Source organism: Nonomuraea sp. NPDC051941 (assembly GCF_044593615.1).
In genome coordinates this window covers 196,212-217,428 of record NZ_JBIUCF010000021.1, presented here as the reverse complement: position 1 = coordinate 217,428, position 21,217 = coordinate 196,212, and the positions used below count along the sequence as shown (strand labels likewise).

Here is a 21,217-nt window from a genome sequence, read left to right as displayed (position 1 = left end):
CGTCCCGCGGGGATGTGCAGGACGGCGGCGATCGGGGCGGGGGTGTCGAACTTCTGCATCGTGTGCTCCTTGTGCGGCGTTTCTTTCGATGCCCCTACGATCGCCGACCGCTCTGATACCGGGCCGTCGCCGTCCTGACGCCGCCACTGACATCCGGCGGGCCTCTTACGTGCGTTCAGGGCGAGGCCGGCGACTGACCCTCGCCAGTGGCGTCAGGGTTGCCCGCACCAGCTTGAGTGGCTTGGTGGCAGCGGCCGGTTCACCTGTGCCGGCACCGCAAGTCGTTCGGTCACCTTGCCTGTTCAGATCGCTGACGATCGACCCGCCGCTCGGAACGGATCGACGACGACCCCGGGAACGCGGCATGAACAGGCCGAGAACGACCGGTGACGCAGCGTGTGGGAGGGGGTTCATGCGGACCCGGAAGGCGCCGATCCGTGAAGGGGCGGCTAGAAAGTGGCGGCGGCCAAGGCGAGCGCGCCGGCGGCCTCGTGGCGAAGCACCATGATCAGGAGCGTGGCGACCAGCGTGGCTATGAGCAGCCAGCTGATCAGGATGATGACCGTCGAGCGGCGTGGCCGCCTCCGGCGGCCCGGTTGCCCCTTGGCCTTCGCCTCGCTGCGACGCACCCGCTCGTTGAACGACTCCAGTCGTGCGACGAGTCGCGGATCGTCGGCGACGAGGTGCTGCTCAATCTGGGCCAGCATCCGCTCCTCGTCCTGCGACCAGGCCATAGGCGCACCTCCCGAACGCAAGCTCTGCGACGTCTTTCTGCCCAACCCTGAAGATCATTAGCCCCCGCCTGACCAGGTAATTGCAACCTCTTTTCAGTTTGCGATCATGCTCGAACTCTTGTTCTAATCATGGCATGCGCTGGGACAACCTGCGCCTGGCCGGGCCCGGTCAGGACGATCCGGCCGTGCCGCTGTTCGCTCGCGGCGCGGTCACCCGCACCTTCGACACGCCCGAGTTCAGGGGGATGACCTTCTATGAGATCCGGGCCAGATCCATCATCAACCGGGTTCCGGGGGCCCGCCGGGTCCCGTTCGAGTACACGATCAACCCCTACCGCGGGTGCACGCATCGCTGTATTTACTGTTTTGCCCGAAAAACGCATGAATATCTAGATTTTGATGCCGGGGCGGACTTCGACTCGAAGATCGTCGTCAAGGTCAACGCCGCCGAGCTGGCCCGCAAGGAGCTGGCCTCGCCGCGCTGGAGCGGCCACCACGTGGCCATGGGCACCAACGTCGACTGCTACCAGCGCGCGGAGGGCCGCTACAAGCTGATGCGCGGCATCCTGGCCGCGTTGCGCGACGCGCGAAACCCGTTCTCGATCCTCACCAAGGGCACGCTGATCCTGCGGGACCTCGACCTGCTGACGGAGGCCGCGGACGTCGCGGACGTGAGCACCAGCGTGTCCGTCGGCTTCGTCGACCCGGAGGCGTGGCGCGCGGTGGAGCCGGGCACCCCCAACCCGCGCAGGCGCCTCGAGGTGTGCGCGACGCTCAACGACAACGGGATCGCGTGCGGTGTCCTGATGGCCCCGATCCTCCCGTTCCTCACCGACTCCCCCACCCAGCTGGAGACCACCGTCAAGGAGATCGCCGCCTCCGGCGCCACCCACCTCGCCCCCATCGTGCTCCACCTGCGGCCGGGGGCGCGGGAGTGGTGGCTGGGGTGGCTGTCGCGCGAGCATCCGCGCCTGGTGCCGCGCTATCTGGAGCTGTACGGGCGCGGCGCGTACGCGCCCAAGGCGTACCAGGAGCGGGTGACGGGCCTGGTCAAGGAGCTGGCCAAGCGCCACGGCGTGGGCCGCGCCACCGCGGCCATGGCCCGCCGTCTCCCACCCCGGCCCGCGCTGGTCGCGGACGAGCCGGAGCAGCTACGCCTGCTCTGAGCTCCTCGCGACACCATCACGGCCCTCGCCGCGCCGATCCCGTACGCGATCATGGGCCGGCGCAGGAAGTGACGTTGACGGACTCGACGGCGTGTGCCGGTTCGGTCGGTGCGTAATTCGTGGCTCTCGCCGTCGTGTGGAGCGCGAGCTTCCTGTTGATCAAGGTCTCGCCGGACGGGGCACCAGACCTTGATCGGCGCACAACGGCATCGCGGCCCAGGGTTTCCACAGGCCGCCAGCGGTTTGCCACTGCCCGTTTACATGATCGTCACCGGCCCGGCCGACGCTGCTTGGTGCAGATCAAGGAGGCGCTGATGCGTTGGCTCAAGTCGCTCGTCGCGGCGATGCTCGTCCTGTCCGCTGGCGCGGTCCCGGCGTCAGCGTCGGTGTCCGCTGCCCCGGACGGCGCGCTGACGCTCGCTTCGTCCACCGTGCGCCGTGGCGAGCCGATCAAGGCGTCCTACACCACGCCCCGCCCCGATCCGACCAACTGGCTCGGCCTCTACACCGACCCGGGTGACGGCCCGGTGGACGAGAAGTTCGTCGGGCCGTCGGTGCGCTGGACGTACATCGCCGGGGAAAGCGGTGCGGCCACCCTGCCGACCGACGGGCTGGAGCCGGGCAACTACATCGTCTTCGCTCTGGCGCAGGACGGCTACCAGTGGCTCGCCGCGCCGGTGAAGGTCCGGATCACGAGCGACGCGCCGCTGCACTTCATCACCGACGCCTTCAAGTTGCGCAACGCCCGCGCCCTCACCCCGTACCAGGCGAGGGTGGGAGGTCTGGTACGGGGGGACACCGACGGGCTCACCTTCCGCAAGGTCAGCGGGCCGCGGTGGATCAGCGTGTCGGCCGACGGCGAGGTCACCGGGACGCCGCGCCTGCGCGACTCGCTGCGTCCGGAGCCCCTGCGGGTCGAGGTCCGCAACGCGCGCGCCGAGGCCAGCACGGCGACGGTCGGCATCGACGTCCGCCGTCCGGGCCAGGACCTGGTGCCCGAGCTCAAGGCGATGAGCTTCAACCTGTGGCACAGCGGCAGCCAGGTCGACGACGGCCGGGAGAAGGAGCTGCGGTTCCTGCTCCGGTCCGATGTGGACGTCGTGGGTCTCCAGGAGACCTCGGCCGTCTCCACCCGCGAGCTGGCCGAAGCGCTGGGCTGGGACTATCACCAGTCGGGCACCGACATCGGCGTGATCAGCCGTTACCCGATCACCGAACGCAAGGCGCCGGTGGACAGCGGCCCGCTGTCGGTGGCGACGAAGGTCCGGGTACGGATCGGCGAGCGCCAGGACGTCGTGGTGTGGAACGTCCACCTCGGCTACAACCCGTACGGCCCGTACGACACGTGCTTCGGCAAGCTGACGCAGGAACAGCTGCTGGCCAACGAGGAGCGCTCGGGGCGCACGCCCCAGATCCAGGCCGTCTTGAGCGAGATGGCACCGGACCTGGCCGCGGCGCGGCGTACGCCGGTGCTGCTGACGGGCGACTTCAACGCCCCGTCCCATCTGGACTGGACCAAGGACACGCGCCGGTGCGGGTACACCACGGTCCCGTGGCCGACCTCGGTGCTGCCCGCGCAGGCGGGGCTGCGGGACTCCTACCGGGTGGCGCACCCGAACCCGGTGACCGCGCCGGGCATCACCTGGTCGCCGATCTATCCGGTGTTCACCGGCGGTTACGGGTACGACCCGCACAAGGGAGAGCCCGAGCCGCAGGACCGGATCGACTTCGTCTACTACGCGGGCCCGCTCCGAGTGACCGGCTCCAGCGCCCTGGTCGAGGGCACGCCGACGGCCGTTCCCAACCACCGCGGCAACGCCTGGTCCTCGGACCACGCCGCCGTACTCACCACGTTCCGCACGTCCCGGCTCTGACCGCCCAAGCGGGGAGAAGCGACCGGTACGGAGTCAGCGGTCCGTACCGGTCGCGTTGTAGCCGTAACGCTCGACCACCGACCCCGACACCACGGGCTGCCCGGCCGGCATGACAGGCTCGGGCAGATCGGACACCACCTCGCGCAACCAGGGCGCAGGACTTCGGCGGCCTCCCCGCTATGGCCGACTCTGATCAAGGCGTGGGCTCCGCTGACCGCATCCGGTGGCGTTGCCACGGCTTCCTCCTGACAAGTCGCAGGATTGAACAAATTTAGTTCGTGCAGCCTCTCGCGAGGTTGTCTGAGACGGGATGGAAGATGCCGGCCAGGACACGCGGATCCCCAGCGCCCGGGAATCGTCCTGGGCGGCGACCGGGGTAGATTCGGCAGTGTGCTGAAGCGCATCAACTACGACGACCGCCAGCACCTGGTGTACGTGCGCGGTCGAGCGCTGCCCCTCGACGTCGTCGCCGCCTGGATGTCGGAATTCGCCCGGCACTCGCCTCCCCGGCGACCGCTGACGGTCCTGGACCTGGGCAGCGGCACCGGCCGGTTCTCCCCGGCCCTGGCCGACACCTTCGGCGGCCCGGTGTACGGCGTTGAACCCTCCGCCCGGATGCGTCAGGTGGCCGCGAACACCGCCGCTCACCCGTCGGTCACCTATCTCCAGGGCTCCGCCGAGCAGATCCCGCTGCCGGACGACCACTGCGACCTGATCCTCCTCTACCTGGTGATCCACCACATCCAGGACCTGCCCGCGGCGGCCCCGGAGATCTCCCGCGTGCTGGCCCCAGGTGGTCGGCTGCTCATCCGCAACGCCTTCGCCGACCGGATGCCCGACCCGCTGTGGCACCGCTGGTTCCCACGGGCCCGGGCCATCGAGGAAGAGCTCTTCCCCACGGTTGCCGGAGTGGTGGACGCCTTCGCCACGGTCGACTTGCGCCCTGTCGCCCTCACCTCGATCCGGCACCGGCTGGCAGCCAGTCACGCCGACTACGCCGCACGACTGCGGCTGCGCGCCAGCTCGGTCTTCGACCACATGACGGAGCAGGAAATCGCCGAAGGATTCGCCACCATGGACGCGGACCTCGCCGCGCATCCCGGCACCGGCCCGGTCGAGGAAGACTGCGATCTACTCACCCTGGCGGTCCCGGCGACGTGAGCCTCAGCGAGGCTGACGCGGCCGCGCGAGCCCGTCGACGAGCCGCTCACCGGGTACGAGCCGCGCCGGCGGCTCTGTCCCGCGATCCGGAGGGGCCGCGGCATGTGAGGAGTCAGGACGTGGGGATCGTGCCGTTGATGTAGTGGGTCTTCACGGTCTGCGCGATCGACTGCTGCCAGGCGGCCAGGTCGGTCTTGAGCTGCGCCGGCGTGCGGGTGCCCGTACGCAGGTCGGCGATGAAGGCGTCGTACCGGTCGAAGGCCCAGTTCTCGATCCCGAAGGCGTACTTCTGGATGCCGCCCTCGCCGTAGTATCCGCCGGCCAGGGCCGCCGTGTTGATGGAGTGGTCGGCGTTGCGACCGCAGCTGTAGCCGCACGAGTCGTCGTCGGTGTAGTCGTAGACGAGGTGGCGCTTGGCGTTGGTGGCCAGGTACATGTCGGCGAGTTCGGCCGGGGTGGTGCCCGCGTACGGGAAGAGCGGGACGAACACGCTGACTGTGGGCTCGCCGAGGGCCACCCACATCGTGGTGAGCTTGCCCTCGTACGGGTCACCGATCTTCGAGCCGGTGATCACCGTGCCGAAGGTGGAGACGAAGCGGTTGACGTGGTAACCGGTGGACTTGTCGGCGGCGGGCAGGTCACCGATGTTCTTGGCCAGGGACTCGATCGACCACTGCGTGCCGAGGCCGCCCGAGCGGACCTCCTTCTGGATGAAGTAGCGGTAGTCCTTCTTGTGCGCGTCGTCCATGCGGATGCCCGTGCGGGTGTGGCGCATGACGGCGCTGGTGGAGTCCTCCCAGTCGTGCACGCCGTCCGGCGTGTCGCCGTTGTTGACGACGGTGTCGTTCTCCACGGTCGTGGTCTGGTCGTCCACGAAGTACGGGAACCCGCTGGGCTTGGTCCACTGGACCTTGCTGAAGTTGTTGCGCCAGTCGTAGCCCGAGTACGCGCCGTCGGCCGGGTTGGCGGCGTCCTTGTCGTCGGTGTGCGGGGCCGCGTAGTTGCCGTCGGCGTCCTGGACATACTCGGAGGTGATGTTGTCGCGGGTGAAGCTGTCGCCGTCGATCTCGAACACGGCGGCGTTGCCCCACCGGTCGAAGACGCTGATGATCGTGGAGGTGTTGCGGCTGGTGCTGCCGTTGAAGCCGCCGCCGCCGTTGGTGTCGCGCAGCAGCTGCTCCACCTGGTCGACGTGTTCGGCGCGCGAGAGCACCAGGTGGTTGAGGTAGCCGCCGGTCATGCCCTTGGTCAGGTCCTGGGAGACGGGGAAGCCGCGGTCGGAGGCGAAGGCGGAGGTGAGGGTGTGGCCGGCGACCTGCACCAGGCCGAGGCCGCGGTCGTTGGCGCCCGCCCACGGGATGGCCGCGCCGGTGATGGGGTCCACGCCGGAGGAGCCGAGCGCGCTGACCCCGGTGTAGCCGTAGCGGGAGGTGTAGCGGTCACCGCTGCCGAAGCTGCTGCCGTCGGCCGGCTGGTGGTAGGGGACGACCTTCCATCCGTCGGGCGTGGACCAGTGGTCGCGGTTCTTCCAGACGACCGGGCGGCCGTCCACGGTGGACATGCCGGTCGCGATGGCGGAGCTGGAGGCGTGCGCGGGCGGGGTGCAGGCCAGGACGGTGACCAGCGCCGCGGCGGTGGCCATCAGGGGTTTCTTCACGCGCGTGCGGCCCTTTCGAGGAGGTCGGTGAACAGCACACAGGACTGGGGGTTGGTGTGGATGAGCTCTTCGGGGTGCCATTGGACGGCCAGGATGCCGTGCCCGGTGTGCTCCAGGCCCTCGATGAGGCCGTCGCCGCTGAACACGGTGGCGTCCAGGCCCTGGCCGAGGAGCTTGACGCCCTGCTTGTGGATGCTGTTGACGCCGAACTCGTCCGCGCCGAACAACTCGCCGAGCCGTCCGCCCTTGGCGGTGACCGTGTGGGCGAGGTGGGTGCGTGGCGCGTCGGGGCGGTGGTCGTCGGCGTACGGCGTTCGCGTGAGGTCCTGGTGCAGTTCGCCGCCGAAGTAGACGTTGACGAGCTGCAGCCCGCGGCAGATCGCCAGCACCGGCAGGCCGCGGTCGAGCGCCTGGTCGAGCATGGCCCACTCCAGCCGGTCACGTTCCAGGTCGAGCTTGACGGTCACGCCGTCCTCGACGGGCGACTCGTAGCGGGCGGGCTCGACCGAGGCGCCGCCGGCCAGGATCAGCGCGGTGGCCTCGGCGGGCAGGTCGAGCGTGTCATGCGCAGGGGTGATCATGCGCGGCAGGCCTCCGCTGTGCTCGACGGCCAGCTCGTAGGGCGCGGCAGGCGTATGGTCTCCGGCGGTGATGATGATCAAGTAGGTCAGCTCCGTGGGTCATTTGAGGCCGGTGGTGGCGATGCCCTGCACCAGCCGGCGTTGGAAGAACACGAACAGGAGGAACAGCGGCAGCAGCGAGACCACGGACATCGCGGTCATCGGCCCGAGGTCGGAACCCGCGGTGGCGTCAAGGAACATGCGCAGGCCGACGGGCAGGGTGAACTTCTCCGCGCTGTTGAGGTAGATCAGCTGCGGCAGGTAGTCGTTCCAGGTCCAGATGAAGGTGAAGATCGCCGTGGTGGCCAGCGCGGGTTTGATCAGCGGCAGGGTGATGTGCCAGTACCTGCGGAACGGCCCGCAGCCGTCCACGGCCGCCGCCTCGTCCAGCTCGCGTGGCAGTCCGCGCAGGAACTGCACGTTGAGGAAGACGAAGAAGGCGTCCATGGCCAGGAAGTACGGCACGATCAGCGGCAGCGGGCTGTCCACCCAGCCGAGCGCGTGGAAGATGGAGTACTGCGGGATCAGCAGCACGTCCTTGGGCAGCAGCAGCATGCCGATGGTGAGCGCGAAGCACACGGTCCTGCCGCGGAAGCTGAGCCGCGCGAAAGCGTAGGCGGCCAGCGAGCACGAGATCACGTTCCCGGCGACGGCCAGGAGGGCGATGACCGTCGAGTTGCGCAGGTAGGTGCCGAACGATTCCACGCCACCGCCCGCCCACCCCTGCACGAAGTTGTCGAACGTGGGGTCGGTGGGCAGGAGGGAGGCGTTCTGCGCGATCTCGGCCGTGGACTTGAACGCCGTCATGACCATCCAGACCAGCGGATAGAGCATGAGCACGAGGGTCGCGACGATCGCGACATGGGCGAGGCGGTTGTTCATGTGGTGTCGTCCCCGTAGTGGACCCAGCGGCGCGAGCTGCGGAACAGCAGGGCCGCGACGACCGCCAGCGCGATCAGCATGAGCCAGGCCATGGCCGAGGCGTAGCCCATGCGGTGGTGGTCGAAGCCCTGCTGGTAGAGATTGAGGGCGTAGAAGAGCGTGGAGTCGGCCGGGCCGCCGTTGCCGTCGCCGACGAGCTGGGCCGGGGCGAAGGTCTGGAACGCTCCGATGATGCCCAGCAGCAGATTGAAGAAGACGATCGGGCTGAGCATCGGCACGGTGACGCTGACGAACTTGCGCAGCCGGCCCGCGCCGTCGAGCGCGGCGGCCTCGTACAGCTCGCCGGGGATCTGCTTGAGCCCGGCCAGGAAGATGACCATCGGAGCGCCGAAGCGCCACACCTCCAGCGCGACGATCGTCCAGATCACCGTCGAGGGGTCGTTGATCCAGGAACGCTCGTCCACCCCGAACCAGCCGAGCACGCCGTTGACCGGGCCGCCGTAGTCGAACATGGCCCGCCACGTGATGGACACCGCCACGCTGGCGGCCAGCAGAGAGGGCAGGTAGAACAGCGAGCGGTAGAGCCCCTTGCCCCGGCGCTCCTTGACCAGCAGCAGTGCGGCGGCCAGCGCCGCGGCGAGTTGCAGGGGGACCGCGACCAGCACGTACCCGCCGGTGATGAGGATCGAGTGCAGGAACCGGTCGTCCTCGGTGAACAGCTCCAGGTAGTTGCCGAACCCGACCCACTCCGGGGTGGACAGCAGGTCGTAGTCGGTGAACGACAGGTACAGCGACCAGCCGAGCGGCGCCACGACGAGCAGGATCAGTCCGGCGGCCCACGGGACGAGGAACGCGTAGGCCGCCGCGTCGCGCTTGATCAACTGGCTCGTCCCAGCACCTTGCCGGCGTCCTCGAAGAACGCCGCGGCGGCCTGCTCGACGCTCGCCTTGCCGAACCAGACGTCCTGGGTGTGCCGGGTGAGCAGGTCGGAGCGGACCTCCTTGCCGCCCGCCGGGTCGGGGGCGGGGGCCTGACCGCTGTTGCCGGGCTTGCGCAGGTGTTCGACGTACTCGGCGATCTGCTTGTCCTGCGGGCCGAGTGCGGGCAGCAAGGATGCGGCAATGGCGGAGTTCGGCGGCACGCCACGCGACAGGCCCAGGGCCTTGCCCGCCTCCGGGTCGTTGAGCAGGAAGTCCAGCAGTTGCACGGCCTCGCGCGGATGTTCGGTCTTGGCGTTGACCGCCCAGCTCACCGAACGCATCAGGTGGACGCCGGGCCGTCCGGCCTCGCCGGGGAGCGGGCCGTACGCCCAGTCCTCGCTCGGGAGGCTGACGCTGGTGCCGTACACGCTCATGGCGACCTTCTTGGCGGCCACCGGGTCCTGGGACACGTCGCCGCCGGCCGAGCCGGTGGTGACGTCGGCGGGCGGGACCACGCCCTTGGCACGCAGATCGGCCCAGAGCGTCCACCACTCGGCCAGGTCCTCCTTGGTGAAGCCGAGCGCGTTGGCCTTTGCCGAGAACCAGTCCTTGCCCTTCTGGCGAAGGAACACCTGCAGGTGGTTGTGCTGGGCACTGCTGTCGGCCAGCGCCCAGGTGCCCTTCGGCAGCGCGGTGGCCAGCTTGGTGGCCTGGGCCGCGAAGTCCTGCCAGCTCGTCTCGGCCGAGGGGGCGGCCATTCCCGCGCCTTTCAGCAGTGCCGGCTGGTAGACCAGGGCCATCGGGCTGGTGCCCGCAGGCACGTCCATCAGCTTGCCGTCGATCGTGCCCTGGGCGAGGAACTCCGCCCCCAGCTCGTCGGTGCGCAGAACATCCTTGTACGCGCCGAGGTCGAGCAACAGCCCCTTGGCCGCGTACGTGCGCACCTGGTCGTCCTGGAAGACGTCAGGCGCCGCACCGGAGGCGAACTCGGTGTTGAGCTTGTCGTAGTAGCCGGGGAAGGCTGACGGGCGGACCTTCACCTCGATGTTCGGGTGCTTCTTCCTGAAAAGGTCGATCGCGGCGTTGGTCGCCTTGGTGCGGGCGGGGTTGCCCCACCAGGCGATGGTCAGGGTGATCTTGTCGGGATCGCCGGCCTGTCCGCCCGAGGAGCAGCCGGTGAGCAGGAGAGCCGCGGAGGCGAGCAGCGCCAGGCGGGAACGCAGCATGTGGGGGCCTTTCAAGAGCTGCGGTGGTGATCTCAGGTGACGGTGGCGCGCTGGAGCCGGAGCAGGAGCTCCCAGTCGGTGCGCAGCGTGTCGAGGACTTGGTTGAGTGAGCGTTCGCTCGGGGCGTGCCGCAGCTCGACGAGCTCGGCCCGCGGAGCGACGCGCCGCACCATGGCGGCGGCGGTGCTGGTGTGCAGGACGGTACGGGTCTGCGGCAGGGCGCGCAGCAGCGCGTCCTCGTCATCGTCGGCGACGAAGTCCATGGGCGGCATGCCGGGGTGCCGCTCCTGGATCAGGGCCTCGTAGCTGGGGCGGGTGGCGGGCCTGGCGACCAGGACCAGCCGGTCTTTCGGGCCGAAGCGGCGGATCCGGTCGAACACCTCGGTGTCCAGCTCGGAGGTGAGGGGCAGCACCCGTACGGGCTCGTCGGCCAACCGCTCCTCGACCTCCCTGACGTGGAAGACCAGGCTGATCACGTGGGTGACGTCTTTGGCGCCCACCCGGCGGAAGTCCTCGATGTCCAGGGCCTCGATGGCTCCGAGACCGTCGGGCAGCCGGGCCGTCAGGGTGGCCGCGTACCGCTCGGCCGAGGCGTGGACTCCGACGAACGACACCCGCAGCCCCAGGTCGAGCATGGCCAGGCGCTGGCGTACCACCTGGCCCGCGACGGCAGGGGGGACCGCGTCGGCGAGGAGCGCGATCAGGGTGCCGTCGACCTTGGCGACCTGCCGCAGGTCCCAGGGTCCGCCGCCGGGGGCGGCGGACCTGTCGGGCTGGGTCACGCGGGTGCCGACGCCCTGGCGGGTCTCGGCGAACCCGGCCTGCGCCAGCCCGTCGTACGCCTGGCGCACGGTGTCGACGGCCACACCGAGCCGCTGCGCCAGGACGCGCACGGCCGGGAGGTTCGTCCCCGGCTGCAGTTCGCCCGTGGCGATGATGTATTCGAGCTGAGTCCGCAGCTGAACCCAGATCGGGATGCCCGAATCGGGATCGATGCGGAGCCGTCTTCCGAGCTCAACGTCGGTCATGGAGTGTTATACAACAGTAGAACAGTTCACCTGTCAACGATCACCTGATGAGACGGCGCCGGCAGCACCGCCAGCACGTCGCCGACTTCCCCCGCACCTGGCCACGCCATCCTCACCCGGAGCACGGCCGCCCGCCTGTGGGACTGGCCGGCAGAATGCGGCGACATCCCGGCGGCCTGTTCCCTCCGTTCAACCCGCGCGCAGCGAGCAGGCCCAGTCGGAGGGTCGCGAGCACCGGCAACGACACCCGGTCCAACCCCAGCTTCAATCCGCTGGGCCACGCCGAGCGCTATGTTCCGCAGCTCGGCGTTGTCGTCCAGGCGATCGGGATGGGTGGTCGGCAGGGCGAATGCCGAGTTGTTCGGTGATCGTAGGAGCAGGCGGTCCGCTGGCGCGGACCTGCTGCGACCGATGCGCGAGCCGCGCCGCCACCGGCCCAACCACTACTCGATCTGCCCCGGATTGCGCCGGCTCAGTTCGGCTCGACCGCGTATACCTCGATCTCCACTTTCATTCGAGGGTCGAGCAGCCCTGATACCTCAACCAAGGTAGCCGCCGGCCGTACCTCCCCGAATACTTCGCGGTGCGCCCTGGCCACCAGCTCTGCGTCAGCAATGTCGGTGACATGCACTTGGTCTGCGATTCGGACGGCTCGGTTGTAGCCGTACACGTCCTCGAACGGCCCGCCCGACGACACATTCCGCCGCATCTGCCCCTCCACTACGCTAGATCACCAATGAGCGGCAACACCAAGTGCGACAACTGCTCCAGTGGCCCCCTGCATCCGCCGCCCGATTTTTCGAGGCAAATCCATCCCGCTTCCGGTGTCCAGCAGGTTGACTGAGCTGCTCCAGGTGCAGTGGGTTTCCCACGCCGTGCCGGGCGAGGTCGTCCAGCCTGTCACCAGTGGTGAGACCGAGCGGGCCGATCCCCGCAGCGCCGCCTTACTGGCGACGAAACTGGAGGGTCGGCCGATGTGAAAGACACCCGAGCCTGGGCTCGGGCGTCTGTTTCGATCGACGACGGGCTGGTAACTAGCGGCCTACCCGCACCTCGCGCAGTTGCAGCCGGTTGCCGTCGGGATCCTGGAAGACCGCGAGACAGCCCCACGGGTACTCGAGCACCTCGGTATCGAACTGCACGCCGCGCGACTTCAGCGTCTGGTATGCCTTCTGGAAGTCTCCGGTGTCGATGGTGTACGCCCCCGGGGTGTGGCTCTTGAGCGGCTGGGCCTGCCCGGGTGTCCCCGGCCACAGAACCAGCTGGAACTTTTGCCCGGGGAGACCGACCGTGAGGAACCGTGGTCCGTCGGGCGTCGGATTGTCGAACCGCTGCTCGAAGTCAAGCACGTTGGTGTAGAAGTCGAGCGCCTTGTCCTGGTCGCTGACGAACACCGTCGCATACGCGATTTCTTTCAGCATCGTTGTCCCTCCTGGGTTCGTGGTCGTTACCGGTATGACCGATGGCGACGAGCGAATGTGACCACCGGCCTCCGGGTCACCAGTCGAGCGGAGTCATGTCGAGGCGGCGGAGGCGCTCGGGGTCGGCGAGAATGTCGATCGTGGCGATCCTGCCGCCCCTGACGGTGAATCCGGCGACCGACTCGGGCTCACCGTCCCGCCTGGTGACCACCCCGACCGCGCCGTTGATCAGCGCCAGCTCAATGGCCAGGCCGAGCCGCGAGAAGGTCACCGCCTGGCGAGCGATCGCCTCTGCTCCGCGGACCTCGCCCGACCCAGGGGCGGGACCGACGTCGGCTCTGAGCACCGCGTCCGGGTGCAGCACGCAGACCAGTCGGTCGAAGTCCCCCTCACGCGCGGCCACCAGGAATGCCTCGACGACCTCGCGTTGAGCCCGGGGATCGCAGTCGGGGACCGTCTCCTCAACGCGCACGCGGCGGCGCGCGCGGCTGGCGAGCTGGCGTGCCGCCTCCGGGGAACGGTCGACGATCGGCGCGATCTGGTCGAAGGGCACCGCGAACATGTCGTGCAGCACGAAGGCAAGCCGCTCGGCCGGGCTCAGCTTCTCCAGCACGACCAGCAGGGCCAGGCCCATCGAGTCGGCCAGCAGCGCCTCATGCTCGGGGTCGGTGCCATCGACGCGGTCGACGATCGGCTCCGGTATGTGCACGGCGTCCAGAGACTCCTCGCGTCGCGTTCGACGTGCGTGCAGCATATTCAGCGAGACGCGCGCCACCGCCGTCGTCAGCCATCCGCCGAGGTTCCCGATCTCACCGGCGTCCGAGCGGCTCAGCCGGATCCACGCCTCCTGGACGGCATCGTCGGCCTCACTCACCGATCCGAGCATCCGATACGCCACAGCTTTGAGCTGGGCGCGATGCGCCTCAAATCGCTCCGCCAACCACTGATTGTCGTCCATCCGCCCCACCCGTTCGTCCGTTCGTGTTACAGCACTGACCGACTGAACATCGCGAATGTGACCTCGCGACAGGCAAGAAGATCGCAGTCCCGAGGGCGCGACTGGGCCGGCTCAACGGAGAGGACCCTGACGCGTGAACACGTCCCCTTGATCAACCTCAGTCATGGCCCGGACCTCCAGCTGCCCTGTCCGACCACCACCATCGGGGAGTCGCTCGTTATGGCGAGAGGTCGGCAATTGGACCTTGCGTGTGCTGATCCGTGGCCGCCGGCGTGGGATTTGATGCGCTCGAACCCCCGGTTCGGCCGAGGGTGGGCCAGGGATCAGACCGGGGGATCCCTCATGGCGGAACCCGCCCCTCGACGGAAGGCTGGGGATCATGAACATCAAGCTCGTCACCGCAGCGGCCCTTACCAGCATCGCCATCGCGACCCCGGCCTGGGCCGCCGACCAGCCCAAGCAGCTTCAGCGCGATGCCGACGCGCTCAAGGCCACCGGGGCCACCGGCGTCCTGGCCGCGGCCACGACCCCAGGAGGCACCTCGGCCGCCCGCAGCGGCGTGGCCGACCTGACGACCGGCGAGCCCGTCCCGTGGAATGCGTACTATCGGATCGGCAGCACCACCAAGACGTTCGTGGCGGCGATCGCGCTGCAGCTCGTGGGTGAGGGCAAGCTGCGGCTGGACGACACCGTCGAGCGATGGCTGCCTGGACTGGTGGAGGGCAACGGCAACGACGGGGCGAAGATCACGGTACGGCAGTTGCTCGGGCAGACCAGCGGTCTGCCGGAGTATGCCGATGACGTCCCGCTGGAGCGAGCGACCAGCGAGTCAGGATTCCGGCGCGAGCGGTTCCGCGTCTACCGGCCCGAAGAGTTCGTGGCGATGGCCATGCGGCACAAACCGGCGTTCGAGCCGGGCAAGGGCTGGGCGTACTCCAACACCAACTACGTCCTGGTGGGTATGATCATTGAGAAGGTGACTGGCACCCCTTGGCAGCAGCAGCTCCTGGAGCGCGTGATCGAGCCGCTGGGATTGCGGCACACCTACGCGCCGGGTACATCGCCGTTCCTGCCGCAGCCGCGCATGACGACGTACAAGCGGTTCACGGCGGATGGGCCGATGGCGGACGTGACGACGTATTTCCCGGGCGGGACCGATCATTCGCTGGTCAGCACGCCGGACGACGTCAACCGGTTCTTCAGCGCGCTGCTCGGGGGCAGGCTACTGCGCCCGAGCGAACTGGCGGAGATGACGAAGACCGTGCCGGCCACTCCGTTCCGGGCCTTCTGGCGCGATGCCGGGTACGGTCTGGGGATCATGAAGCGGCGGCTGCCGTGCGGCGGGTGGGTCTGGTTCCACGGCGGGGGCGGGTGGAACGCCATCAGCGACAACGCCGTCACCGCCGACGGCCGCCGCGTCGCCTCCGTGGCGTACTCCAGCGCACTCCGCCCTGATCAGGACCCACTTCCCCAGATCAAGGCCTCGGCCTCCCTGATCGACCACGCTCTCTGCTAGGCGTGCTGATCATGCGTACGACGCCGCGCACGCGCTCGCGGCCATTCCGGACGACTACGCGTGCGGGCGAGCGGTTGCAGGGCCAGTGGGACTTCTTCGTACAGAACACGCACCCGCGCACGATCCAGGCAGCCGGTGAGCAGACAAGGCCGGAGAACGCCAACTACCGGGCTTCGGGGGAAGCTCCCGAGAACTCGACTCAGGAGCTGTTGCTCAGTCACCTGTCCAGGGACTGCCAGAAGCGGCACTGATGCTCCCGGCACAGGTTCACCGGGCGGATGCCGGACGCGCCGGGGGCGAGTCGCTGGACGTCGTCCTGCCCGGCGCGTACGGCGGGCCAGGGCGGTGTCGCGGTTCCGTTGGGATCGCCGTGGTGGGCGAAACGGCTCCAGTAGTCGATCATCGTGCCGGACAACCGTGACTGAGCCGGTGACAACGTCCGGCCGGCGAAGTAATCGGCCTCGAAAAGGTACTGCAGCTCGGAGGCGTGGAAGGCGCCGGTGGGGAAGCTCGGCACGACCGGAGTGCTGCTCACCCAGGGGGCCCATCGGTCCGCGAACTCGTAGGCGTATGTCGGCACGCGGGCGGCGAGCAGGCGGTTGGTCTCGGTTGCCGGACTCGCCCAGAGGTGATCGGTCATAACGGACTGCATGGCGAGGCCCGCACGGCTCGTACCAGGTTCGCCGTACTTGTCCAGCGGATAGCGGGCCAGCACCTTGGCGGCCCGTTCGCCGAAGAAGGCGTTGATCTGCTGGACGTACCCCGCGTCAGTGAGCGGTGGCGCGCCCGCCATCTCCTGGTTGAAGGTGACATGCTCGTCGCGGGTGACACCGTGCATCACCGGCACCCGGTTGAACCGTCCTTCGGCGAGGGCCTCGGCCGGTTCCAGCGGTAGCAGCGGCCCGCCGATCACTGGTGCGAACTCGTTCTGGCTTTGAGCCAGCAACTCCGCCGAGGTCCTGGCCCGCAGGCACGCTGCCACGGCGCCGGCGCGGGCGTCGGTGCAGCCGAGCCGCTCGGCCGTGGCCTCACCATGCTGGTACGCCTGCGCGAGCGGCCGTGGCAGCCAGCTCCACCCGGCCGGCCAGCGCGTCATCAGGCACGGCGCGCTCTGGATGATCGCCCGGTGGAACAGCCCGGCCGACTTCGGCGAGATCAGGTGTGCGCAGGCGCTCGCACCTCCGGCCGACTCGCCGGCCACGGTCACGTTGCGGGGGTCGCCGCCGAACGCGGCGGCGTTCCGCCTGACCCACCGGAGCGCCGCCTGCTGGTCCTCGATGCCGAAGTTGCCCGACAGGTTCTCGGCGTTCGCTCCCTCCAGGGCAGGATGGGCCAGGTAGCCGAAGATGCCGAGCCGGTAGTTCACGGTGACGACCATGAGGTCACCCCTGGTGGCCAGCCGGCTCGCGCCGTACATGGCGCCAGAGCCGTTCCGGAAGCCGCCACCGTGCAGCCACACGAGCACGGGAAGCGGCTCGCCGCGCTTCACCCCGCGCGGTGTGGTCACGTTCAAATACAGGCAGTCCTCACTCGTGCTCTGCTTCTCGCCCAGCACACCGGCGGTCTGCGCGCACGCGGGGCCCGGCTTCGTGGTCGCACGCTCCCCCGCCCACGGTACGACCGGCTGCGGCGAGACCCACCGCAGGTCGCCGACCGGAGGCGCGGCGAACGGGATGCCCTGGAACGATCGCTGATCCCCGGCGACGACACCACGCACCTGGCCACTGTCGATCGTGACCACGGCGCCCTGCCCCGCTTCATCCGTGTTCGCCGCCCACGCGGCAGCGGGGCCGCATAACAGAACGAGCCCGGCCACAACCGCCAGAGTGCCCCGGCCGGCTCGCGCGAGCATCCCGCGCCCTCGATTCCTGGACGTCCACGGCCTTGCGCGTAGATGATCCACCGCTCCTCCTGCCACATGCAAAAGAAAGAAAGCCCGTGGTTCACTTTTGCGCCGACCACCTGGTGACACACTCCCGGCAGCACCCCAGGCCGTGTTCCGGTCAGCCCTACTACGGAGGTTCGCGCTGCTGGCCGGCCATGGAAAGCCTTTGCTCGGCCGGCGACAGTCACGCCCCTCCCGTCCCTCTGCGCCAGAGGCAGGCCGGGCCCGGCCTACGGTTGGCGCAAGTGACGAGCCTCACCGGCGGACGCGGCAGGGTTTATCCGCCTGCCCGCTGGAAGGTCGTGATCGGGATGCCTTCGCCGACCGTCTTGGACTCGGTCAGCCGCCACGTCGTCTTGCGCGTGGTCTCCCCGAACGGTCGCCTGCCGGTGCCGAGAATGACCGGGAAGGCCATCAGGCGGATCTCGTCGACGAGGTCACCGGCGATCAGCGCCTGCACGAGCCGGGTGCTGCCGGGCACCTGGATCTCGCCGTCCACCTCCTCCTTCAGCCTGGTCACCTCCTCGAGCACGTCACCCTTGATCACGCGAGTGTTGTTCCACTCAGGGTCGGTGAGGGTGCTGGAGAGCACGTACTTCGGCATGCTGTTGTACTTGTCGGCCAAGGGACCTTGGTAGTGGGGCCAGGCGCCGGCGAAGGACTCGTAGGGCGTCTGCGTTTCTTCGGTGTGTCTAGTGGCTGTAGGCGAACTCCCGCAGCGCGGCGGCGAGCACGTCAGCCGTGGTGCCGTGGTTCTCGCCGGGTACCGCCCGCAGGGTCGCGGTGGGCAGGAGATCGGACAGCGCCCGGGCCCCGGTGATCAGCCACGGCATGGTGCCGGTGCCGTGCATGACCAGGACGGGTACGGTGACCGCGGCCCAGCGATCGCGGGGCAGCGGGGCGCCCGACATGGTGGCGCCCATGATCCGTCCGTCGTAGGCGATGGTGTGCGCGACGGCCTCCGTGGGAGGCCAGACCGGGCTTTGCCGCATACCGGTGACCATCTCGGCCGGGAGGCCGACCGCCGCGGTCATGAACACCTCCACCGCGTCGCCCGGGCGACCGTCAGCGACGCAGGCGTCGAGCCGCTCGACGTAGTCGGCCGGCAGCGGCGGGCGGCTGTCGTCGACGACGAACGGCGGCTCGAACAGCGCCAGCCGGGTGATCGGCAGGCCGGCGGCCGCGGCGTGCAGGGCCAGCACGGCCCCGGAGGACCAGCCGAACACGATGGCCGACCCGCCGGCGTGGTCGATCAGAGCGGCAAGATCCTCGAACTCGCGCTCCACCGCGTAGGGTGCGGTGTCGGTGCTCTCGCCGCGGCCGCGGCGGTCGTAGGCGTAGACCCGGAACTCATCGCGTAGCAGCTGCCCTGCCTCGGCGTTGATCGGGTTGACCGCGCGATGGGCGGTGGCCCCGTCAATCATGATCAGTGGTTGGCCGTCGCCCCATACGTCGAAGGCGATCTCGGTGCCGTCCTTGGACTGAACAGTGCCCATCTTGGTTCCCTTCAACTTGTACCGTACGGTACTGTACCGCTAGAGCGAACAGTACCGTACGGTACACTTCGAGAGGATGTCAACGGTCGCCCGGCGCGAACTCAGGAGGACCGAAATGCCACACGCCGCATCCCCACATGCGCAGACCCGACGCCGAATCATGGATGCGGCGCTGGAGGTGTTCCTCCGTGACGGCTACGTCGGCGCCAAGACCGACGAGATCGCCACCGCGGCGGGGGCGTCGAAGCAGACGATCTACAAGCACTTCGGGCCCAAGGAGAGCCTGTTCGAGCAGATCGTGCTCGATCGCCTCGTCGGCATCGACCAGATCTTCCAGAACGCCATGGGCGAGCTGGCCACCACGGATGACGTCGAGACCACCCTGCGGGCGGTCGCGCGCCGGTTCATCCACACCCTCACACAACCGTCCCACCTGCGCGTGCGCCGCCTCGTCATCGCCGAGGCCGGCCGCTTCCCGAAACTCGGCCACGCCTACTTCGAGGCGGGCCCCGAGCGCGTGCACGCCGCCCTGGCCTCGTGCTTCGAGCAACTGACAGGCCGCGGACTGCTGAAGATCGACGAACCCGTGCTCGCCGCCAATCACTTCACCTGGCTCGTCTCGTCGATCCCGGTCAACAAGGTCATGTTCTGCGGCGACGACATCCGCTTCCCACCGTCCGAGCTCGATCACTACGCCGACGCCGCCGCCCACGTTTTCCTCGCCGCCTACCGCACACCCGGGTAGCACCTCACCGGTCCAGTTCTTTTATGGCACCGCAGAATTGGGCCGGCGATCGCCATCAAGGCTGGTGGGTGCCATCAGTCGAGCCACTACAAGCAATAAAGTTGCTCCCTATTTCCTATTATGCAGGGACGACTTTATCGTGATGTAGGGTCGAATATGCATTTGCCATTCAGCCATCTTCGCCCGTGGAACCGTAGGACATTCTCCGGACATTTGAAGGGCACGCCCCGCCCTGGTGTCCAGGATCGAGGCGAACGTCATGAACCAGTTCGCCGACCCGAGCTTCCCCCAGGAGTCAACCCGGTACCTGAGAACCGACGCCACACGTCGATCACTGCAACGGAGCAGACCTCCCAGCAAGGCCTCGCCCCGTCACCCTCCATAGAGGCAGATCAGCGTGGCTCCCGTCGGGCACCTACGCAGATCTGCCGGTTCGGGTTGCGTCCTGTCGCGAGTGTGGCGAGACACCGGGCGGGCCATGAAATGTGTTTCCGACGCGGCGATCCTCCTCTAGATTGACGGCGTGGATATTGGGATCACCACCTTCGCCGGCGCGTATGGCATGGAGCCGCCCGCGATCGGTCGCGCGATCGAAGAACGCGGTTTCGAGTCACTGTTCTTTCCGGAACACACCCACATCCCCGTGCACAGTCGGCGGCCGGACGGGAGCTCCCCCCGGCCCTATGCCGAAACCTACGACCCGTTCGTGGCGCTGTCCGCGGTCGCCGCGGTCACCCGCACTCTCAAGCTCGGCACCGGGGTGTGCCTGGTGACGCAACGGGACCCGATCGTGACGGCCAAGCAGGTCGCCTGCCTTGACCGGCTGTCCGGCGGCCGGCTTCTCTTCGGCGTCGGCGCCGGCTGGAACCGCATGGAGCTGGCCAACCACGGCACCGACCCCCGCACCCGGATGGCGCTGCTCGCCGAACGAGTGCAGGCGATGCGCCGGATCTGGACCGATGAAGAGGCCGAGTTCCATGGAAAGTACGTCAACTTCGACTCGATCTGGTCTTGGCCCAAGCCGCTCCAGCGGCCGCATCCACCGGTCTTGGTCGGCGGTAACGGGCCGGGCGCCGAGGATCGGGTTCTGGCGTTCGGCGACGGCTGGTTCCCGCAATGCGAAGGGCTCGCGGACGCTGTCGAACTGAGCGAGCGTGCCGTGACACTACGCCGGCGTGCCGCCGACACCGGCCGGGGACGGATCCCGATCACGGTGTTCAACACCCCGCCGGACGGGCGACTACTCGACACGCTCGCCGACGCCGGCCTGGACCGGTGCCTGCTCCTACTCCCGGCCAGGACAGAGTCACAGATGCTCGCCCAACTCGATGAGTGGGCACCGCTCGCGTCCATGTGGCGACAGGTCACGTGAGCGCGACGGAGTGGAGCCGCACCACAACCCGCGTACGCGGCCGAAAGCCATCCGGATCCACCGCAGGCGACGCGCAGTCCTCCTGTGACCCGTCACCGTGCATGATCGGTTGGCCTCCCGGTTCCAGGCGAAGGCTGGAACCTGACTAGCGCCGAAGTCGTCGTGGCCGGGCACGCGGAGCAACCTCCACCTTGTGGAGGTCCTCCTGTTCACGAACCGAGCACAGGCATCCGAGCAGCGCATCCGCCATCTGGTTGCGGGCGAGCAGGTCGCCGATGTCGTTGGTGATGTGCGCCGGAGTCTCGGTGATCGCGCTCGTCATCGGTCAGCCGGAGCGCGCGGGCCAGCGCGGCGAGGATCTGTAATGAAGGTTGCGGGCTGCGAGCGCACAGCTACGGCGGCCTGTCGACCATGGTCAACGTGCCTGCCACGGTGGACACCGTACGAATGGCGGGTGTACGCCATACAGCACGACGGCGGGGAGAATCCCAGCCGCAGCGATACAAACAACGCTGAGCGGCACTTAACCGAGCCGACTCATGATCCGCGGGCCTCG

21 protein-coding genes are annotated in these 21,217 nt (G+C 68.6%); 7 read left to right on the top strand and 14 right to left on the bottom strand.

What is annotated here, in order from left to right:
• Positions 1-449 precede the first annotated feature (449 nt).
• Entirely contained in the window at positions 450-734 is a 285-nt protein-coding gene (locus ACIHFD_RS32745; RefSeq protein WP_350732026.1) for a DUF3040 domain-containing protein, read from the bottom strand.
• Positions 735-868: 134 nt separating this feature from the next.
• Here ACIHFD_RS32745 and ACIHFD_RS32740 point away from each other — a divergent pair, with 134 nt between their 5' ends.
• From ACIHFD_RS32740 to ACIHFD_RS32730, 3 genes are all read left to right on the top strand, one after another.
• On the top strand, positions 869-1,900 hold the full coding sequence (locus ACIHFD_RS32740) for an Rv2578c family radical SAM protein (protein WP_397370165.1): 1,032 nt from the start codon (positions 869-871) through the stop codon (positions 1,898-1,900).
• A 314-nt stretch (positions 1,901-2,214) separates the two neighbouring features.
• Positions 2,215-3,774 carry an endonuclease/exonuclease/phosphatase family protein gene (locus ACIHFD_RS32735; protein WP_397370164.1) on the top strand — a complete coding sequence of 520 codons (1,560 nt, stop codon included), beginning with the start codon at positions 2,215-2,217 and terminating at the stop codon, positions 3,772-3,774.
• A gap of 390 nt (positions 3,775-4,164) precedes the next feature.
• A complete protein-coding gene (locus ACIHFD_RS32730; protein WP_397370163.1) occupies positions 4,165-4,935 on the top strand; it encodes a class I SAM-dependent methyltransferase in 771 nt (256 codons plus the stop codon).
• A 112-nt stretch (positions 4,936-5,047) separates the two neighbouring features.
• On the opposite strand, the gene ACIHFD_RS32725 is transcribed toward ACIHFD_RS32730, so the two are convergent.
• The 7 genes from ACIHFD_RS32725 to ACIHFD_RS32695 all read right to left on the bottom strand — a co-directional run bounded on the left by ACIHFD_RS32725 (position 5,048) and on the right by ACIHFD_RS32695 (position 11,977).
• Positions 5,048-6,592 (bottom strand): hypothetical protein, encoded by a 1,545-nt coding sequence (locus ACIHFD_RS32725; protein ID WP_397370162.1) that lies wholly within the window; start codon positions 6,590-6,592, stop codon positions 5,048-5,050.
• Positions 6,589-7,254 carry a gamma-glutamyl-gamma-aminobutyrate hydrolase family protein gene (locus tag ACIHFD_RS32720; protein WP_397370161.1) on the bottom strand — a complete coding sequence of 222 codons (666 nt, stop codon included), beginning with the start codon at positions 7,252-7,254 and terminating at the stop codon, positions 6,589-6,591. Before ACIHFD_RS32720 ends, ACIHFD_RS32725 begins: the two co-directional genes overlap by 4 nt.
• 18 nt (positions 7,255-7,272) lie before the next feature.
• Entirely contained in the window at positions 7,273-8,094 is an 822-nt protein-coding gene (locus ACIHFD_RS32715; protein WP_397370160.1) for a carbohydrate ABC transporter permease, read from the bottom strand.
• Entirely contained in the window at positions 8,091-8,975 is an 885-nt protein-coding gene (locus tag ACIHFD_RS32710; protein ID WP_397370159.1) for a carbohydrate ABC transporter permease, read from the bottom strand. Before ACIHFD_RS32710 ends, ACIHFD_RS32715 begins: the two co-directional genes overlap by 4 nt.
• Positions 8,972-10,240 carry an ABC transporter substrate-binding protein gene (locus tag ACIHFD_RS32705; protein WP_397370158.1) on the bottom strand — a complete coding sequence of 423 codons (1,269 nt, stop codon included), beginning with the start codon at positions 10,238-10,240 and terminating at the stop codon, positions 8,972-8,974. The genes ACIHFD_RS32710 and ACIHFD_RS32705 overlap by 4 nt, the downstream gene beginning before the upstream one ends.
• Before the next feature lie 32 nt (positions 10,241-10,272).
• Positions 10,273-11,268 (bottom strand): GntR family transcriptional regulator, encoded by a 996-nt coding sequence (locus ACIHFD_RS32700; RefSeq protein ID WP_397370157.1) that lies wholly within the window; start codon positions 11,266-11,268, stop codon positions 10,273-10,275.
• A gap of 472 nt (positions 11,269-11,740) precedes the next feature.
• Positions 11,741-11,977: a Rid family hydrolase gene (locus ACIHFD_RS32695; protein WP_397370156.1), complete on the bottom strand. Its 237-nt coding sequence runs from the start codon at positions 11,975-11,977 to the stop codon at positions 11,741-11,743.
• 115 nt (positions 11,978-12,092) lie between these two features.
• On the opposite strand from ACIHFD_RS32695, the gene ACIHFD_RS32690 reads away from it, so the two are divergent.
• Positions 12,093-12,248, top strand: coding sequence for a hypothetical protein (locus ACIHFD_RS32690; RefSeq protein ID WP_397370155.1), 156 nt, complete (start codon positions 12,093-12,095; stop codon positions 12,246-12,248).
• Positions 12,249-12,302: 54 nt separating this feature from the next.
• Here ACIHFD_RS32690 and ACIHFD_RS32685 read toward each other — a convergent pair whose 3' ends face one another.
• Together ACIHFD_RS32685 and ACIHFD_RS32680 are read right to left on the bottom strand one after the other, a co-directional pair.
• Entirely contained in the window at positions 12,303-12,689 is a 387-nt protein-coding gene (locus ACIHFD_RS32685; RefSeq protein WP_397370154.1) for a VOC family protein, read from the bottom strand.
• Positions 12,690-12,765: 76 nt separating this feature from the next.
• Positions 12,766-13,647 (bottom strand): sigma-70 family RNA polymerase sigma factor, encoded by an 882-nt coding sequence (locus tag ACIHFD_RS32680; RefSeq protein ID WP_397370153.1) that lies wholly within the window; start codon positions 13,645-13,647, stop codon positions 12,766-12,768.
• Between the two features lie 379 nt (positions 13,648-14,026).
• On the opposite strand from ACIHFD_RS32680, the gene ACIHFD_RS32675 reads away from it, so the two are divergent.
• A complete protein-coding gene (locus ACIHFD_RS32675) occupies positions 14,027-15,163 on the top strand; it encodes a serine hydrolase domain-containing protein (RefSeq protein ID WP_397370151.1) in 1,137 nt (378 codons plus the stop codon).
• Positions 15,164-15,380: 217 nt separating this feature from the next.
• Here ACIHFD_RS32675 and ACIHFD_RS32670 read toward each other — a convergent pair whose 3' ends face one another.
• The 3 genes from ACIHFD_RS32670 to ACIHFD_RS32660 form a co-directional block, all read right to left on the bottom strand.
• Complete coding sequence (locus tag ACIHFD_RS32670; protein ID WP_397370150.1) at positions 15,381-17,015, bottom strand: carboxylesterase/lipase family protein; 1,635 nt, start codon at positions 17,013-17,015, stop codon at positions 15,381-15,383.
• A gap of 310 nt (positions 17,016-17,325) precedes the next feature.
• Positions 17,326-17,787, bottom strand: coding sequence for a dihydrofolate reductase family protein (locus ACIHFD_RS32665; RefSeq protein ID WP_397370167.1), 462 nt, complete (start codon positions 17,785-17,787; stop codon positions 17,326-17,328).
• The gene (locus ACIHFD_RS32660; RefSeq protein WP_397370148.1) at positions 17,741-18,544 is read right to left on the bottom strand and encodes an alpha/beta fold hydrolase; all 804 of its coding nucleotides are present in this window, start codon (positions 18,542-18,544) and stop codon (positions 17,741-17,743) included. Before ACIHFD_RS32660 ends, ACIHFD_RS32665 begins: the two co-directional genes overlap by 47 nt.
• A 160-nt stretch (positions 18,545-18,704) precedes the next feature.
• Between ACIHFD_RS32660 and ACIHFD_RS32655 the strand changes: the two genes are divergently transcribed.
• Positions 18,705-19,289 (top strand): TetR/AcrR family transcriptional regulator, encoded by a 585-nt coding sequence (locus ACIHFD_RS32655; protein WP_350732010.1) that lies wholly within the window; start codon positions 18,705-18,707, stop codon positions 19,287-19,289.
• Between the two features lie 523 nt (positions 19,290-19,812).
• Positions 19,813-20,661: an LLM class F420-dependent oxidoreductase gene (locus ACIHFD_RS32650; RefSeq protein ID WP_397370146.1), complete on the top strand. Its 849-nt coding sequence runs from the start codon at positions 19,813-19,815 to the stop codon at positions 20,659-20,661.
• Positions 20,662-20,806: 145 nt separating this feature from the next.
• Here the strand turns inward: ACIHFD_RS32650 and ACIHFD_RS32645 are convergent, their stop codons facing one another.
• Positions 20,807-20,983 carry a hypothetical protein gene (locus ACIHFD_RS32645; RefSeq protein ID WP_397370144.1) on the bottom strand — a complete coding sequence of 59 codons (177 nt, stop codon included), beginning with the start codon at positions 20,981-20,983 and terminating at the stop codon, positions 20,807-20,809.
• Between the last annotated feature and the right edge of the window lie 234 nt (positions 20,984-21,217).